The 16,704-nt window shown below is 42.3% G+C and carries 11 protein-coding genes and 3 tRNA genes; 6 read left to right on the plus strand and 8 right to left on the minus strand.

The annotated features are described in order from the left end of the window. Positions 1–66: 66 nt before the first annotated feature. From nudC to dnaQ, 3 genes are all read right to left on the minus strand, one after another. Positions 67–840 carry an NAD(+) diphosphatase gene (gene nudC, locus D9K81_RS06050; RefSeq protein ID WP_120374400.1) on the minus strand — a complete coding sequence of 258 codons (774 nt, stop codon included), beginning with the start codon at positions 838–840 and terminating at the stop codon, positions 67–69. Next, entirely contained in the window at positions 840–2,483 is a 1,644-nt protein-coding gene (locus D9K81_RS06055) for a chemotaxis protein (protein WP_120374401.1), read from the minus strand. The genes nudC and D9K81_RS06055 overlap by 1 nt, the downstream gene beginning before the upstream one ends. A gap of 128 nt (positions 2,484–2,611) precedes the next feature. After that, entirely contained in the window at positions 2,612–4,078 is a 1,467-nt protein-coding gene (gene dnaQ, locus D9K81_RS06060) for a DNA polymerase III subunit epsilon (protein ID WP_120374402.1), read from the minus strand. A 205-nt stretch (positions 4,079–4,283) separates the two neighbouring features. On the opposite strand from dnaQ, the gene D9K81_RS06065 reads away from it, so the two are divergent. From D9K81_RS06065 to D9K81_RS06090, 6 genes are all read left to right on the plus strand, one after another. Beyond that, positions 4,284–7,577: a lytic transglycosylase gene (locus D9K81_RS06065; RefSeq protein ID WP_120374403.1), complete on the plus strand. Its 3,294-nt coding sequence runs from the start codon at positions 4,284–4,286 to the stop codon at positions 7,575–7,577. A 59-nt stretch (positions 7,578–7,636) separates the two neighbouring features. Next, positions 7,637–9,445, plus strand: coding sequence for an extracellular solute-binding protein (locus D9K81_RS06070; protein ID WP_120374404.1), 1,809 nt, complete (start codon positions 7,637–7,639; stop codon positions 9,443–9,445). A gap of 24 nt (positions 9,446–9,469) precedes the next feature. Beyond that, positions 9,470–10,537 carry a microcin C ABC transporter permease YejB gene (locus D9K81_RS06075; protein WP_120374405.1) on the plus strand — a complete coding sequence of 356 codons (1,068 nt, stop codon included), beginning with the start codon at positions 9,470–9,472 and terminating at the stop codon, positions 10,535–10,537. Next, positions 10,537–11,550: an ABC transporter permease gene (locus tag D9K81_RS06080; RefSeq protein WP_120374406.1), complete on the plus strand. Its 1,014-nt coding sequence runs from the start codon at positions 10,537–10,539 to the stop codon at positions 11,548–11,550. The genes D9K81_RS06075 and D9K81_RS06080 overlap by 1 nt, the downstream gene beginning before the upstream one ends. Further along, complete coding sequence (locus D9K81_RS06085; RefSeq protein ID WP_120374407.1) at positions 11,525–13,117, plus strand: ABC transporter ATP-binding protein; 1,593 nt, start codon at positions 11,525–11,527, stop codon at positions 13,115–13,117. Before D9K81_RS06080 ends, D9K81_RS06085 begins: the two co-directional genes overlap by 26 nt. 106 nt (positions 13,118–13,223) lie before the next feature. After that, the gene (locus D9K81_RS06090) at positions 13,224–14,468 is read left to right on the plus strand and encodes an NADH:flavin oxidoreductase/NADH oxidase family protein (RefSeq protein WP_120374440.1); all 1,245 of its coding nucleotides are present in this window, start codon (positions 13,224–13,226) and stop codon (positions 14,466–14,468) included. 49 nt (positions 14,469–14,517) lie between these two features. On the opposite strand, the gene D9K81_RS06095 is transcribed toward D9K81_RS06090, so the two are convergent. From D9K81_RS06095 to D9K81_RS06115, 5 genes are all read right to left on the minus strand, one after another. Further along, on the minus strand, positions 14,518–15,186 hold the full coding sequence (locus D9K81_RS06095; RefSeq protein ID WP_120374408.1) for a glutathione S-transferase: 669 nt from the start codon (positions 15,184–15,186) through the stop codon (positions 14,518–14,520). Between the two features lie 160 nt (positions 15,187–15,346). Then, positions 15,347–15,422, minus strand: a tRNA-Glu gene (locus tag D9K81_RS06100). 55 nt (positions 15,423–15,477) lie between these two features. Beyond that, a tRNA-Glu gene (locus D9K81_RS06105) sits at positions 15,478–15,553 on the minus strand. Between the two features lie 24 nt (positions 15,554–15,577). Continuing rightward, positions 15,578–15,653 (minus strand) — tRNA-Glu (locus D9K81_RS06110). A gap of 138 nt (positions 15,654–15,791) precedes the next feature. After that, positions 15,792–16,667, minus strand: coding sequence for an alpha/beta fold hydrolase (locus D9K81_RS06115; protein WP_120374409.1), 876 nt, complete (start codon positions 16,665–16,667; stop codon positions 15,792–15,794). Positions 16,668–16,704: the final 37 nt, after the last annotated feature.

Here is a 16,704-nt window from a genome sequence, read left to right on the forward strand (position 1 = left end):
TTAAATCATAAAAAACCGCTTCAAATGAGCGGTTTTTTATGCAATTGCATATTTATGAATCTTTATTTATAGCCATTTTTGAGTATCATCAGCGGTCGCTGTGCCGTGAATCACATGCATAATCATGGCATGTGCAATACTGCCTTTAAACGGAATTTCGGGTAATTGATCAAATTTAAAGAAGGCAGCATCACTAATTTCTTCTTCTTGTAAGCACAGCTCACCAGAAGCATATTCAGCTTTAAATGCAATCATCAGATTACTAGGAAAGGGCCAAGGTTGACTCGCCAAGTATTGAATATTTTTGACCTTTAAGCCAACTTCTTCTTCGGTTTCGCGGCGTACAGCTTCTTCAAGTGTTTCACCCACTTCCACAAAACCAGCAATTAAGCCATACATTTTACGGGTAGCTCGTGCATTTTGGGCCAGTAAGATTTCGTCTTCACCACGGGTGATAACCGTAATGACACATGGATTAACGCGAGGGTATTGGTGATATTGGCATGCAGGGCAGACCATGGCATATTCAGTGGCATGCACTTCAGTTTTATGGCCACAATGACTACAAAATTTGTGATTGCGACGCCATTCAAGGAGCTGAATTGCACGGCTGGCTTGTTCAAACTCTTTCACGTTCCAGAGTTGTAACAACTGCCGAATGGGAACCAGTTGATAGCCTTCAGGGATTTCATCTTGTTCTGTAAGATCACGGGCAATCACTTGATCACCCGTTTGAAGCCTCAAATCACTTGCTATACTTTCGACGCGAGGAAGTTGGAATTGGTCATCGACCAATAATTGCTGTTGTTTAAAAATATAGGCAAGCGATAGATTTGACATTAGGCCACGGCTTTAAGTTTCTCACTACTGTCCAATGCTACCTGAAACATGCTATGTAGAACAGGCTGTTTGTTTTTTAAATTTTCAATCAGCATGTCTGCACTTGCAAGACCATCAAGCAGATGGTTAATTTCAGCGGCCTCAATTGCCGTAGAAGACTCAACACGTGCAGTGACGAATTGTGCATTGGTATTGAGCGCAGCTTGTCCTGTTTCTGCATTTAAGAACAGCATTGAACCGCCAATTTCACGTAATTGAGTTGCGACAGGTGCAAGGCTCTGTAGGTCATTATTTTGTAAATATTGAACCAGTGTTTCGCTTGCTTGATCAATTAATGCTTTGGTTTCGTTCAATAGCACTTCGTGTGCTTCATCTAAACGGTCTAGCGAAATATTCATGTTGTTTACACGAAGTTGTAGACGGCTTGACGTATGATGACGTTCTAAAACGCCAATTGAGTTCATTGCAGATAGAATGCAATTCATTAATTGCTGGGCAAAAGTCTCTTCTTTCAAGATTTCGCTTTGGCTCAATGAATTGGCCTGACGTTCTAAATCTTTATATGCTTCATTTAAGTTCAGCACTTTAAAGATATTTGCCAGTTCTAACAGCTTAGCTTGAAGTTCCTGTGTTTTTTCAGGCGACATGTTTTGGTAGTTAAACTCGATATCGTTACGAATCTGTGCCATTTCAGTGGTCACGAGTTCGCTAATCGTATGCATCGTACCAAAGTCTGGGCCATATAAATGACGGCTAAACACTTGTAATTGCATGTCAGTTAATAGGTCTTCACCAATATTTAACTTGCCACGAATATGCTGAGAAACTTCATCTTCTTGGCTAATACATAGACTTAAAATATTTGATAAATCTACTAAATTAGCTTTAAAGCGATCAGGGGAGTTGAAGTACTGAGCAATATTACGCTCAATCGACACCAATGTACGTAAGCGTGGCTCATTAATCAGCAGTTGATCAATTTGATTTAATGCGACAAATACCAAATTCCAATACTGTTTGCTCGGGTGTTTTTCCGACAGACTCGCTAAATACGTACCTACAATTTTCAAGGCCTGTAAGTCTAGCTCGTTCTCTTCTTGCTTAATCAGTTTGTTGAGTGACAACTTGTATAAGCGATGCACGTACTTAGATTTTTCTAGACTTGGTGCTTGAGGCAGGTCGAAATCTGGAGTAATGCAGTCGAGTAGTGATTCAATGTGCTGGCCCTCTGTAGTCATTGGTTTACCCAAACACGCTTCTAAGCGGTTAAGTGTATCCAATAAAAACTGCGGAATTTTCACTTCACGTAAGCAAATGAACTCGATATAACGTTTTAGCATGGTGGTGCCTTCGCTAAGTGCGATGACATCTTTGGTTTGAATTGTGGCAGGATTCCCCATGATCTTGCGCATCAATTCTGCTGAGTACTGAGCGATTTTCGCTAAACTTGCCATATCAATCAGTGCAAGTACTTGCGCACATTGTTCAAATTGATTAAGAGCGTCGTCAATACCGAAAGGAAGGGTTTGATCTTCGACTAAAGTGCTGACTGCTGATTCGACCAATTTGATCGAGTTATCAACCTCATTTTTTATTATCAGCAATGCTGTTGGATCAAAATGTATAGAGGTTTGGTAAGACATGGATCTGCACCTTTCCTAGTGTTTTATCTTGTTTGTGAACCGCCATAAAAGGCGGACCATCTTTTATCTTTAACTATAACGTAAGTGTTAATGTTTTAAATACAAAAATATACTAGGAAATTTAGTTTTTATTTTGCAAAAAGGCAAGGCGTTCCATGTTTTTCTTCAAATTGTTTGATCCAATTCTCATGCGCTTCGAGTTCTTCAGCACTTGGAAGGATTACGGGTAAATCAATTTGAATCGATTGACGGACGTTTTCACCGAGCTGACTTTCGGCGTGGGTTAGGGCATCAATATCAAAAGATACCTGACCGCCTGTCATGGCTAGGTATACATCTGCCAAAATTTCAGCATCGAGTAAAGCGCCGTGGAAGGTACGGTCACGCTGTACAATTTCGTAACGACGGCTAAGTGCATCCAGCGAGTTTTTTTGCCCTGGATGTTTGGCTTTCGCCATTGCCAATGTATCGGTCACTGCACAAACTTCAGAAAGTGCAGGGAAGCCTGCACGTTTGAACTCCATATCTAAGAAGTTCATGTCGAAGCTGGCATTATGCGCAATAATTTCTGCACCTTTGAGATATTCAAACAGTGCAGGGGCGATTTCTTCGTACAGCGGTTTATCTTTTAAGAAATCATCACTGATACCGTGGACATTTTCAGAGTCGCCCACGGGCTTAAGTGGTTTGATATAAATATGAATAGAACTACCGGTCAGCTTACGGTTGATCATTTCAATCGCGCCGACTTCAATAATACGGTCGCCATCTTGATAGTAAAAACCTGTGGTTTCGGTATCGAGAATCAGTTGGCGTGGGCCATGCGCTTCAATGCTAGGCGGTGTAACCACAATCATTGGATGTAAGCCTTCGGCAGGCAAAATCACTGAGCTTGAATTTTCGTTAAAGGTGGTTGCAAGTGTCTCGTTGGGTTGCGATTTTTGAATAGCTACAGGTGTTTCTGCTACGTTTAAAGCTGAATCATTTTTCACTACAGGCGCTGTTTCTGCGACAGCAGCAAGTTCTGATTGTGGCTCAATCTCAGCTTCCCATTCTGACTCGTCTTCGAGTTCTTCCTCGTCACTCGCAAGGTCTAAACCAAAAGGATCGTTTAATAGCCAGTCGGGTTCAATTTTTTTTTTCGTTTCAGTTAAGGGAGCTTGCTTGAGCGCTAAAGCGGTGTTTTCTGCACCTTGATTCGCCAATTGGTCAGCCATTTCATTGCCTGGGTGTCCTGCATGACCTTTGATCCAGTTCCATTCAATATCACGACCTTGGCAAGTCGCATCTAATTTTTTCCAGAGATCTGGGTTTTTAACATCTTTCCAGTTTTTCTTTTTCCAGCCATGAATCCACTCGGTAATGCCTTGTTTGACATAGTTAGAGTCGGTCCAAATCACTAATTTAGCATCTGTTGGGCAGTGTAAAATGCCTTCGATGGCTGCAGTAAGTTCCATGCGGTTATTGGTGGTTTGGGCTTCACCACCACAGATTTTTTCCTCAGCATTTTCGCCAATAATATATGCGCCCCAGCCACCCAATCCTGGGTTACCTTTGCAAGCGCCATCGACATAAAGCGTAATTGTCTGAGCCATAAAAACTGAATCCGAATAAAAACATCAAAACTGAATGGCATATTGTATAACGCAAATCCATTCGATAGGTCTATATCAGGCTTATTTTTTAATTTCTTGTAACATTTATACTGAAATAGCGTTAAATTAACGCCTTGTGTCTGCGCCATGCTTCACTACAATGGCATATCAAAAAAAAATTTATACGAGATGTTCGGATTCTTTTATGTATAAACCAAGCAAGAACTGGTACGAGTCGACTTTGCCTGCATTATTCAAAATTACTGTTTTAGGATCGGCACTAGCAACCCTAGGTTTAGTGGGCTGTGCATCCTCGACCACAGCGACAAGTGCGCATAAGTCTAAAACGGCAGGCTCGTCAGGTTTCTTAGATGCAAATAGCTTGGATGGCTTAGAGGATTTGTTATCTGCAACAGATATGCGTGCAGTAGAAGGTGATCGCCTATTGGTGCTCAAACATGGTGATGTTTGGAAGCGAATGACGGTCGGTTTCAAAATGGATTTGAATCATTGGGATTCGCGTATTGAAGCGCAGCGTGGTTGGTTCGCATCACGTCAGCCATATATTGACCGTTTAAGTGCGCGTGCATCACGTTACTTGTACCATACTGTAAAAGAAGCTGAACGTCGTGGTATGCCAACTGAGTTGGCGTTATTACCTGTAATTGAAAGCTCGTATGACCCCGCCGCAACATCAAGTGCAGCTGCAGCAGGTTTGTGGCAGTTTATTCCAAGTACTGGCCGTATTTATGGTTTAAAACAAACCACGCAATACGATGGTCGTCGTGATGTAGTGGAATCAACACGTGCTGCTTATGAGTTTTTAGGCAGTTTGTATAATCAGTTTGGTTCTTGGGAATTGGCTTTAGCTGCTTATAACGCAGGCCCAGGCCGTATTCAGCAGGCGATTAACCGTAACCAAGCAGCAGGCTTACCAACGGATTATTGGTCATTAAAATTACCACAAGAGACGATGAATTATGTGCCACGCTTTTTGGCTGTTGCACAAATTATTAAAAATCCAAATGCGTATGGTGTGAGTTTGCCACCGATTGCCAACCGCCCACACTTTAGAGAAGTGGCTGTTGGGGCTGCCAATTTAAATGAAATTTCTTCTGTAACAGGACTCAGTCGTGCGGAACTGTATGCATTGAACCCAGGTCATCGTGGGGATCAAATTGATGCGGCAAGTCCAATGAAGATTTTAATTCCTGCTGATATTAGCCCTTCAGTGGATGCAAAACTGAAAAAATTATCTTCTGCATCGACTGGCTATTGGGCAGGTGGTGCGGCACCAAGCTTACCGAAAAATAATGCCACGATTACGCCATCAAAAGTAACACCACCTGAGATGAATGCAACGGTGATAACACCATCTAAAGTGGCGCCACCTGTGATTGCTTCGACGCAACCAACGAAAACGACATCACCAACGCTCATAGCAAGTACGGCTACCACAACCAAAGGTAAACCGCTGTCTGTGACACCACAAGGTTCTTCTGCTTTGGCAGCCTTTGCAGCAAATACAGATATTCCAAGTGCACCACGTATTCCTGTTGCTGTCAGCCCAAGTAAAACCACGACAGTTAAAGTGAGTGCTGAACCGCCTGTCAGCTTGAAAGAGCGTGAACAGATTATGGCAGCCATTAAGGCCGAAGGTGAAAATAAAACGGTTGATGAAGTTTTAAAACCAGTTGCAACTCAGGCCGAGCAAGCTGAGGTGGTTAAAGAGCTGAAAGCTTTAGCGCCTCAAGGAACTGAAATTGTCGATCCTTATGATGGAAAAATTAAGCTCACCGCTATTCAAACGAGCCAATCGATTGCAGATCAGCAAGGTAAAGAGTTAACCAAAGGCTTCGCTTATCCGAAGAGCGTTACTGATCAGACAAGCAATGATTCTGATGAAGTAAAACGTAATCTAGGTAAAAATGTTATTAAAACTGACTCTGAAATTGTTGTGGTTGCGCCTAAGGGTAAACGTAGTACCTATACCGTTCAGGCGGGTGATACTTTAGCAGTCATTGCGATGAAAAATGGCGTCAACTGGCGTGATGTAGCCAAGTGGAACCAAATGGATGCTGATGCCAAGCTTTATGTGGGTACAAGTATTTATTTATATGATGCAAAACCGACTGTTACTGAAGAGCCGAAAGCAAAAGCGCAACCTGAGCATTATGTGGTAAAAGCCAATGATACATTGACTGGCGTGGCAAGCCAGTTTGATTTGTCTGTAAAACAGCTGGCAGATTTTAACGGTTTAACTACCACGAGTGGTTTATTTGTTGGTCAAAAGCTGTCATTGAAAGAAACACCAGCATCAAAAGCAAAATTAGCTGCCGAAGCTAAAAAAGTAGAAGCCGAAAGTAAAGCACAAAAGGTACAAACCAAAGTGTATACGGTGAAGCGTGGTGAGTATTTAAAACTGATTGCTGACCGTTATGCTTTATCAAATCAGGAATTGGCAGACCTTACTACGGGCCTTACAGCAGGTAGTAGTTTAATGGTTGGGCAGAAAATTAATGTGCCATTAAATGAAGTTGAAAGCGCTTCAAGCAATTCAAATAAGGTTGGAGTGAAGCCAGAAACAAAATCTGAGCCAAGCTTTAAAACTGAAAGCTACAATGTGCAACGTGGTGATACGTTGTACAGCTTAGCCAATCAAAGCAAAATGTCGGTTTCAGACTTAGCAAATTTAAATAATATTGCTGCTACAGCATCTTTACGTATTGGTCAGACTCTAAAAATTCCAGCGTTAACTAAAGTTCCAGAACAATATACTGTACAGTCTGGTGATACGCTCAGTGCGATTGCAAATCGTTTTGAACTGAACATGGATGATATTGCAAGTTTAAATGGCTTTAGTCGCAATGCATCTTTACGTGTAGGTCAGCGTTTAAAGTTGACAGGTGAAGTACCAGTAGAAGTTAAAACTGAGGTGCATAAGGACAGCAAAGCAGATACACGTGTCAGTAGCGGTGAAGCGAAAGACACGCATGTGGTAAAAGCAGGTGAAACATTGTCTGCGATTGCGCAAAAGTATCAGTTGCAGTTGAGCTATTTAGCCGATCTAAATGGTTTGTCACGTAATAGTACGGTACGTGTTGGGCAACGCTTAAAGATTGATGGTGATGTGCCTAAAGAAGAAGTAGATACGCCTAAAACCAGTAAAGCAACTGCACAAGCGAGCTCATCGTACAGCGGAAGCACTGAAAGCTACACGGTTAAGTCAGGTGAATCACTCAATTCGATTGCAAGTCGTACAGGCGTGAGTGTGGCCGATTTAGCGGCTATGAATAAGCTTAATGCACGTGCAGGTTTACGTGTTGGGCAAAAAATTAATGTGCCAAAGTTGGTTACGGAATACCGTATTAAACGCGGTGATACCATGATTGGTTTAGCAAATCGCTATGGTCTAGATACTGCTACTTTAGCTGATATGAATAATATGCAACCGAGCGCATCATTACGCATTGGTGATGTAATTAAAGTACCTAACTAAGCCTATACCTTGCAGGAAGCAACGTGAATAATTTATTTGCCAAGGGGCATTCTTATGTAATGGCGTTGGGCTGTGTCATGGCTATGCAAGGGGCTTGGGCTACAGCTCAGACTACGCCCTATATTGCTATCCATAGTCAGCCTTTATATGCCAACTTAGTGGCCATGCCGTATGCGAATGCTCAAGCGCCTAAAGGGGGATATTTAAGTACTGCCAGCAATGGCACATTTGATAACCTCAATAGCATGAACGGTAAGGGAAGTGCTGCTGATGGCGTGAATTATCTGTTTGATTCACTCATGAGTAGTTCGCTAGATGAGCCGGGGGTCATGTATCCCTTGCTTGCCACCAGTGCGACCTTTGATCCGAAAAAGACCTCGTATGTGATTTTTAATCTAAATCCGAAAGCGCGGTTCAGTGATGGTTCTGCTGTCACTGCAGAGGATGTTAAATTCAGTTTTGATGCTTATCAAACCAAGTCCAATCCAGGCTTACAAATGTATTTGGCCGATTTGGCAAAAACAGAAGTTCTGTCTAAGCATCAAGTCAAAATGAGTTTTAAGTCGGACAACAATGCAGAAATGCCACTGATTTTGTCGCAGTTGCCGATTTACTCCAAAAAAGATTGGGCCAAAAAAGATTTTACCCGCATTAGTATGCAACCGATTTTAGGTTCAGGCCCTTATGTGCTAGATCGGATTGATGCAGGACGTAGTTTAAGTTATAAGCGCAACCCGAACTATTGGGCCAAAGATTTACCAGTCAACAAAGGCCGTTATAATTTCGACCGTTTAAAGTATGTGTATTATCGTAATTTAGACATTGCTTTTGAGGGGTTTAAATCGGGCCAATACACCTTACATGAAGAGTACACCGCACGAAAATGGGTGACGGCTTATAACTTTCCAGCAGTCAAAGACGGCATGGTGGTGAAATACCGCTTTAAGCACAATAACCCGATTGCAACACAGAGCTTTGTATTTAATACTCGCCGTAACCCTTTTCAGGATATCCGTCTGCGTCAGGCTTTAACGTATGCTTACGATTTTGAATGGCAAAACAAGGCGCTGTTTTATGGTCAATATATGCGCCTGCAAAGTTATTTTGCCAATAGTGAGTTAGAAGCCAAAGGTACGCCCTCAGCAGAAGAAATGGCGGTATTAAAACCCGTGCTGGCAAAGCTCGACCCGATTCAGCGCGCTGGGGTGCTCAAAAATTGGAAGTATCCTGTTTCGGATGCCAGTGGTTTTAATCGTAATAATTTATTAACGGCGCGTCAGCTGTTATTAAATGCGGGTTATCAATATAAAAATGGTAATTTGCTGGATAAAAAAGGACAACCCATACAAATTGAGTTTTTGATTCATCAAGATGGTTTACAACGCACGTTGATGCCTTTTGTGCGTAATATGAAACGTCTGGGCATACAGGTGAATATTCGCCAAGTCGATGTACCCCAATATATTGAACGTATGCGTAGCAAAGACTTTGATATGACTACCAGTGTGATGCCACAGTCTTTAAGCCCAGGGAATGAACAGGCACAATTTTGGGGTAGTGCATCGGCAGATCAGCCGGGAAATTATAACTATGCGGGCATTAAAAACCCAGCGATTGATGCCATGATCGAACAAGTGATTCGAGCACCAGACAGACCTGCTTTAGTCACACGTACCCGTGCCTTAGACCGTATGTTAAGAGCGGGTTACTATCAAATTCCGACCTATGGCAAAGGGGAAAACTGGCTGGCTTATTGGAATATGTACAAGCAACCAGCGATCAAACCAAAGCTATCGACAGGGATTGATTACTGGTGGAGCGATGCCAAGCAAGCACAAAAAGTTGCTCAATATTTGCGTAAGCAATAGGCCCAAAGTAAAAGGAAGATAAGAATGGGCACTTATATATTAAAACGGCTGTTGCTGATTATCCCCACGCTGTTGGTGATTTTGCTGATTAACTTTGTGGTGATTCAGATTGCACCTGGTGGGCCAGTAGAGCAAGCCATTCAACAGGCTGAGTCTTTTCAGGGGATGGGCACAGGCGGTGGTGGGGAAACAGCGCAAGACACAAGTAAGTACCAAGGAGCAAAAGGCTTAAGTGAAGAAATGGTGCAAAAGATTGAAGCACAATATGGTTTCGATCAGCCTGCACATATTCGTTTTTGGAACATGCTCAAAGGCTACGCCACTTTAGATTTTGGCACCAGTTTTTTTAAAGATAAGCCGGTGACGCAATTGCTGTGGGAAAAGCTTCCAGTTTCTTTATCTTTGGGCTTGTGGAGCACCTTACTAATATATTTGGTATCTATTCCTTTGGGAATTAAAAAGGCACGCCAGCATGGCTTAATCTTTGATAAAGCGACCTCCTTGCTGTTGGCTGTAGGTTATGCGATTCCAGCCTTTGCTTTTGCTATTTTGTTAATTGTATTTTTTGCGGGTGGTTCTTATTTTCAGTGGTTTCCACTACAAGGTTTGATCTCGGAAAACTTTGCCGAGCTCAGCCTGTTTGGAAAAATTGCAGATTATTTCTGGCACATGGCATTACCCTTACTTGCCATGGTGATTGGTGGTTTTGCAGGGCTCACCTATTTAACTAAATACTCATTTATGGAAGAGCTGAATAAGCAGTATGTTTTGGCAGCGCGATCTAAGGGATTAACGGAATCCCGCGTGTTGTATGGGCATGTTTTTCGTAATGCGATGTTAATTGTGATAGCTGGCTTGCCAGAAGCTTTAATCGGCATCTTTTTTGTCGGCAACTTATTTATTGAAATTATTTTTAACTTAGATGGATTAGGTTTACTGGGCTTTGAAGCCATTGTACAACGAGATTATCCAGTTATTTTTGGTACCTTATTTATTTTTACCTTATTGGGCTTAATTTTACGTTTAATCAGTGATGTCATGTATCAAGTGATTGATCCGAGGATTAACTTCGATTCACGGGGAGCCAAATAATGTCCCCGATTATGCAGGCGCGTTTAAAGCGCTTTAAAGAGAATAAATTAGGCTTTGGCTGTTTCATTTTATTTGCCATCATATTTGTGTTGTCACTTGGCTCAGAACTGATTGCCAATGATAAGCCACTACTGGTGAAGTATGGCAACAGTCTGTATGTACCTGCTTTCAAAAGCTATCCAGAAACTGAATTTGGTGGTGTATTTGAAACGGAAGCAGATTATAAAGACCCTGCGGTGCAACAGCTGATTGAGCAAAAAGGCTGGGCAGTGTGGCCAATTAACCATTTTTCTTATCAAACGCCAAATTTAGAATTGGCTGTGCCAGTACCTTCAGCACCTACATCGCAAAACTGGTTGGGAACGGATGACCAAGGCCGAGATGTCTTGGCTCGTATTCTGTATGGTTTACGCGTATCGCTGTTATTTGGTTTTGCACTGACACTGGCATCGGCATTTCTGGGTATTATCGTTGGCGCCCTGCAAGGCTATTATGGCGGATGGATTGATCTGATTGGGCAACGCATATTAGAAGTGTGGGGCGGTTTGCCTATGCTGTTCATGGTGATGATTTTGGTCAGCATGTTTACCCCAAGTGTGTACTGGCTGTTTGTGATTATGCTTTTGTTTGGCTGGACTGCTTTGGTGGGGCTGGTACGGGCAGAGTTTTTGCGTGCACGTAATTTTGATTATGTGCGGGCAGCACGGAGCCTAGGGGTATCGGATAAAACCATTATTTTTCGACATATTTTGCCCAATGCGATGAGTTCAAGCTTGTCGCAGTTGCCATTTATGCTGACGGCCAATATTACAGCTTTAACAGCTTTAGACTTTTTAGGTTATGGCTTACCCCCCGATGCGGCTTCTTTAGGTGAGCTATTACTACAAGGTAAAAATAATTTAAATGCGCCGTGGCTAGCACTATCGGGCTTTTTCACATTGGCGATTGTATTGTCATTATTGATTTATATTGGGGAGGCGGCGCGTGATGCATTCGATCCAAGACGTCAATAACATGCTAACGAATAGCATACTTTCAGTTCAACAACTGAGTATTTACAACGAAGCACAGCCCTTGGTGCAACAGCTGAATTTTGAGCTTTCGGCAGGTGAAACACTGGCGATTGTGGGTGAGAGTGGTTCGGGTAAATCCATCAGCAGTTTGGCTGTATTGGGCTTATTAGCCAAAAACTTACGTGTTACAGGCCAAGCAAAGCTGAATGGTCAAAATCTATTGGAGATGAGCCAAGCACAGCTACGTGACATACGTGGTCAGAAAATCGCGATGATTTTTCAGGAGCCGATGACAGCGCTAAACCCGTTGCACCGTGTGGAAAAAATTATTGGTGAAAGTTTACTATTGCGCGGTTGGTCAAAAGCTAAAACCCGTGAACGTGTGCTTGAATTGCTGAATGATGTGGGTATACCAGAGCCTGAACAAAAGTTAAGGCGTTATCCGCATGAGTTGTCTGGTGGCCAGCGTCAGCGGGTGATGATTGCGATGGCCTTAGCGTTAGATCCTGACATTTTAATCGCGGACGAGCCAACCACTGCTTTAGATGTGACGTTGCAGGCACAGATATTAAAACTCCTGAAATCACTGCAAAAGAGCCACAAAATGGCCATGATATTAATCAGTCACGATTTAAACTTGGTGCATAAATATGCAGATCAAGTGATTGTGATGCATCAGGGTCAAACGGTTGAGCAGGGTGCAGTCGAACAGATATTTAATGCGCCTACGCAGGATTACACCAAGGATTTGCTGAATCACGATTTTGGCCATGCTTTAACACTTGAAGTGCAACCTACAGTGCTGGAGTTGTCTGATGTTGGTGTGAAATTTCCCATCAAGCAAGGTCTGCTCAATCGTGTCAAAGATTACTTCGTTGCGGTTGAACCCTTAAGCATGGCACTGCAACAAGGTCAGTCGATTGGCATAGTAGGTGAAAGTGGTTCAGGCAAAAGTTCTCTGGCTTTAGCAGTTGCACGTTTAATTGATGCAGATGGGCAAATACTGTTGCAAGGTCAAGACTTGAATCGACTGTCGGAGAAGCAGCTACGGCCCTTACGCAGTGATTTTCAAATCGTGTTTCAAGATCCATTTAGTAGCTTAAATCCGCGTTTAAATGTAGAGCAGACCATAGGCGAGGGTTTGTCACTGAAGCAGATGTCCAACGCAGAAATACAGCAACGTATAGACGAAGCTTTGCAAAAAGTAGAATTGTCTGTGTCGTTTAAATCACGCTATCCGCATGAGTTATCAGGTGGGCAGCGTCAACGAATTGCCTTGGCACGGGCGCTGGTGCTACGACCGAAAGTATTGATTTTGGACGAGCCGACTTCTGCACTGGATCGTACGACACAACGGGCAATTGTGCGACTGTTACGTCGTTTACAACAAGAATATCAAATGAGTTATTTGTTTATTAGCCACGACCTGCAAGTGGTGAGGGCACTATGTCAAAAAGTGTTAGTGCTACATCATGCCAAAGTTATGGAATTTCAAGAGACAGCGCAACTATTTTTAGCGCCACAGACGGATTACACCCGTAAATTGATTGAATCCAGTCAATATTGAGTCAATTATAGATAATTTGACAATATAAATTGTCTATCTGCTATTGACCTTGGGTTGAATAAGTTTAGAGTAAAAGCACTATTTAAAGAAAATAATGGAATTTCAAATGAGCCATCTTGCAGAATCGATAAAGATCCGTGGTACGCAGTTTAAAAACCGTATTATTAAAGGCGCAATGAGTGAAGCGCTGGCTAATACTCAAGGACAGCCGAATCATTTGCATTTTGGTTTATATGAAGCGTGGGCAAAAGATGGCTTAGGTTGTGCTATTACTGGCAACGTCATGGTTGATTTACGCGCTAAAAATGAGCCAGGCGTTGTTGGGGTTGAAAACGAACGTGATTTGGCACTATTGACCCAATGGGCTGAAGTCGGCAAAAAACATGGCATGGTGCAGTTGGTGCAGTTATCGCATCCAGGTCGCCAATGTCCAAAAGGCTTGAATAAAGAAACGGTTGCACCATCGGCAGTGCCATTTAGCCCGATGCTTGCAACTACCTTTGGTACACCGCGCGCACTGCGTGAAGATGAAATTTTGGATATTATCCAGCGTTTTGCTACGGCAGCAGCAGTATGTGAGAAAGCAGGTTTTGAGGGTGTACAGTTACATGGTGCGCATGGTTATCTTATTAGCCAGTTTTTATCGCCTTTAACCAATCAGCGTAGCGACCAATGGGGCGGTTCGATTGAAAATCGTATGCGCTTTTTGCTAGAGATTTATAAGGCTGTACGTGCAGCAACGTCAGACAAATTTATTATTTCGGTGAAGTTAAACTCAGCAGATTTCCAGCGTGGTGGTATTACAGAAGAAGATGTGATTACCGTGTTTAAAGCCATTGATGCAGCGGGTATTGACCTGATTGAAGTTTCGGGTGGTACATACGAAGCGCCAGCAATGGCGGGTGCGAAGGAAGATAAACGCAAGGCATCAACCATTGCCCGTGAAGCTTATTTCTTAGATTTTGCAGATAAAATCCGTAAGCAAGTGAAATGCCATTTGATGGTAACTGGTGGATTCCGTACCGTTGAAGCGATGAATGCAGCACTAGATAGCGGTGCATGTGAATTTGTTGGTATTGCACGTCCATTTGCTGTGGAAACTGCATTGGCAGACCGACTAATTGCTGGGCAAGATGTACGTTATGGCGTAGACAAAATTAAAACAGGCATTCCAATGGTTGATAAAATGGCGATTATGGAAATTATTTGGTATGCTGCACAATTTAAAGCGATTGGCGAGGGTAAGCAGCCAAATCCAAAACTGTCACCGTTAAAAGTCTTCTTTAAATATTTAAAAGGTAATTTAACTGCGGTGATTAAAGGCCGAGTGAATTCGCGTAAATCGGCTTAAGTCGATTAGGTAGATCGCAGTTTTATGAAGCTTGGGCTATGGGCTAGATTTACTGTGTAATCTGCCAATAGCGCTGAAACTCTACAGCAGACCAGTGTCCTTTCTGCAATGCAGTTTGGAATGCGGGTCTGCTTTTTATTTGCTTTAAATATTGAGCAAGGGCTGGATAGTCGCTAAATTTTGGATGCGCAAATTCACAGGCCTGTAATGGAAACCACAGTAATAGATCTGAACTGCTAAATACATCACCAGCTAGCCATGTGTGCTGCATAAAATGGTGATTGAGCATTTGCATTTGTTTATGTAGTTCTGGATTTAAATAGGCACGGTTAAATGCGACCTTAAATGCGAGACTCACAAAACGCACCAGCCACGGTGTTTGCTGCGCAATTTGTGCGAACACTTGCTTTAACGCTAAATTGGGCATGAAGCTGGCATCGGCGAAATTTTTATAAAAACAATAATGCCAATAATGGAGATTCGATGGCGGAATTAGTAGTTTTTGCTCACGCTGACAGAGGTACTCCACAATGGCACTGCTTTCACTCAGCAACTGTATTTGTCCCTGTTGTTCAATCTGCACAGTTGGAAATTTCATATCTGTTTTAGAGCTGGGTTGATCACAAATGACCAGTTGATAATCCAGTTTTAATTCTTCTAAAAGCCAAACAATACGTTGGGAGCGGGAATTGGGTAAATGAAATAATGTGATCTGCATAATTTTTATGTGGCTATTGAATAATGAATGAAGCACCGTGAATGTGTTCATCTTATGCTGTATGGCGAGCAGATGTAAATTTCTAAAATATAGAAGGCAAAAAAAGCCCAAGTCATTATGCTTGGGCTTTTGATTGAGTGGTGAAGAACCAACTCGAATATGGCGTCCCTACGGGGATTCGAACCCCGGTTACCGCCGTGAAAGGGCGATGTCCTAGGCCTCTAGACGATAGGGACAGTACAGAAGATAAATTTTAAAACCGTTACTTGATGATAAAATCATTTGAAGTAATGGCGTCCCTACGGGGATTCGAACCCCGGTTACCGCCGTGAAAGGGCGATGTCCTAGGCCTCTAGACGATAGGGACTTAATAAAATGTACTTCTGAAAATTGGCGTCCCTACGGGGATTCGAACCCCGGTTACCGCCGTGAAAGGGCGATGTCCTAGGCCTCTAGACGATAGGGACGTTTCAGAGGTGGGCGTATAATAGGGTGAAAATAGAGGGGTGTCAAACGCATTTCTATAAATAATTTCAGTTTTATGTGCTGAGTGCATAAAATTAAAACAATATTACGATAATATGGGAAAAATACATTGTTTTGGATTAATTTTTAAGCGTGTTTAAAATAGCTTGAATCACCTCAGGATGTTGTAAATAACCAGCAATATCGTGTGGATGTTCAATAGATGTTCGAATTTCACAATTTAAAATAGCGGGTTGAAAATCAAAAAGTGATGGTTGTAGAGCTAAGGCTGCTAGAAAATCATCATGTGAATAAAAGTTAATCCAATCACCCTTAAGTGATGCAGGGCGTTGAATGGGCTGCGGTAATCGCTGTTGAATGGTGTGAAATGCGAGTGGGCAACCAAGTGTAATTAAACGATGAATATTCATTTCTGGGTGTTCGAGTAGATAATGATAGGCAATGACTGAACCTAATGAGTGCGCCACAATAATATTGGGTTTGGTGTCGTGCAGTTGCTCATGAATACGCAGATGAACTGCATGCAGAAAATGTGGATTTGATAAATATAAATCGGTTTCAACCAAAAACTGATGCAGCAAAGTGGCATGCAGTTTGGGAAAATCATTGAGAAGTAGAGCGAAGCCATGTAAGGCATAATCTTTGCTGATCGCACTCAATTGATGAAATTTATGATGTAAATCGTGCTGAGGGTATTTTTTAACTTCATTTTTTATAGATGTTTTGGTAGGTGTTTTACGAGTTGACGTATGTAAAAAAGGAATATGTGGCCATGTTTGTGGTAGCAGTGTGCTGGCATTTAGCATGTTATTCAGATGATATCGGGACAGTAAATCACCATAAAAGGGCATGCGGAAATGCCTTATGAGGTCAGGCAACAGATTTTGTTGCTGTGTTTGAATGAGTGCATTTTCAAGTAAACCAAGCCAGCGCTTTTTAAGCGTCTGGGCTGTTTCATGTTGTTGGTTCATTCCGTGAATAAAAATGATATTCATCAGCAATTCTCACATTGTGAAATGTGTTGATTACTTT

The organism is Acinetobacter chengduensis, assembly GCF_003664645.1.
In the GTDB taxonomy this organism is placed as follows: Bacteria; Pseudomonadota; Gammaproteobacteria; order Pseudomonadales; family Moraxellaceae; genus Acinetobacter; species Acinetobacter chengduensis.

Coding starts and splice junctions, on each gene's coding strand:
- nudC (WP_120374400.1), bottom strand. CDS start 840: ATGTCAAATCTATCGCTTGCCTATATTTTTAAACAACAGCAATTATTG.
- D9K81_RS06055 (WP_120374401.1), bottom strand. CDS start 2,483: ATGTCTTACCAAACCTCTATACATTTTGATCCAACAGCATTGCTGATA.
- dnaQ (WP_120374402.1), bottom strand. CDS start 4,078: ATGGCTCAGACAATTACGCTTTATGTCGATGGCGCTTGCAAAGGTAAC.
- D9K81_RS06065 (WP_120374403.1), top strand. CDS start 4,284: ATGTATAAACCAAGCAAGAACTGGTACGAGTCGACTTTGCCTGCATTA.
- D9K81_RS06070 (WP_120374404.1), top strand. CDS start 7,637: ATGGCGTTGGGCTGTGTCATGGCTATGCAAGGGGCTTGGGCTACAGCT.
- D9K81_RS06075 (WP_120374405.1), top strand. CDS start 9,470: ATGGGCACTTATATATTAAAACGGCTGTTGCTGATTATCCCCACGCTG.
- D9K81_RS06080 (WP_120374406.1), top strand. CDS start 10,537: ATGTCCCCGATTATGCAGGCGCGTTTAAAGCGCTTTAAAGAGAATAAA.
- D9K81_RS06085 (WP_120374407.1), top strand. CDS start 11,525: ATGCATTCGATCCAAGACGTCAATAACATGCTAACGAATAGCATACTT.
- D9K81_RS06090 (WP_120374440.1), top strand. CDS start 13,224: ATGAGCCATCTTGCAGAATCGATAAAGATCCGTGGTACGCAGTTTAAA.
- D9K81_RS06095 (WP_120374408.1), bottom strand. CDS start 15,186: ATGCAGATCACATTATTTCATTTACCCAATTCCCGCTCCCAACGTATT.
- D9K81_RS06115 (WP_120374409.1), bottom strand. CDS start 16,667: ATGAATATCATTTTTATTCACGGAATGAACCAACAACATGAAACAGCC.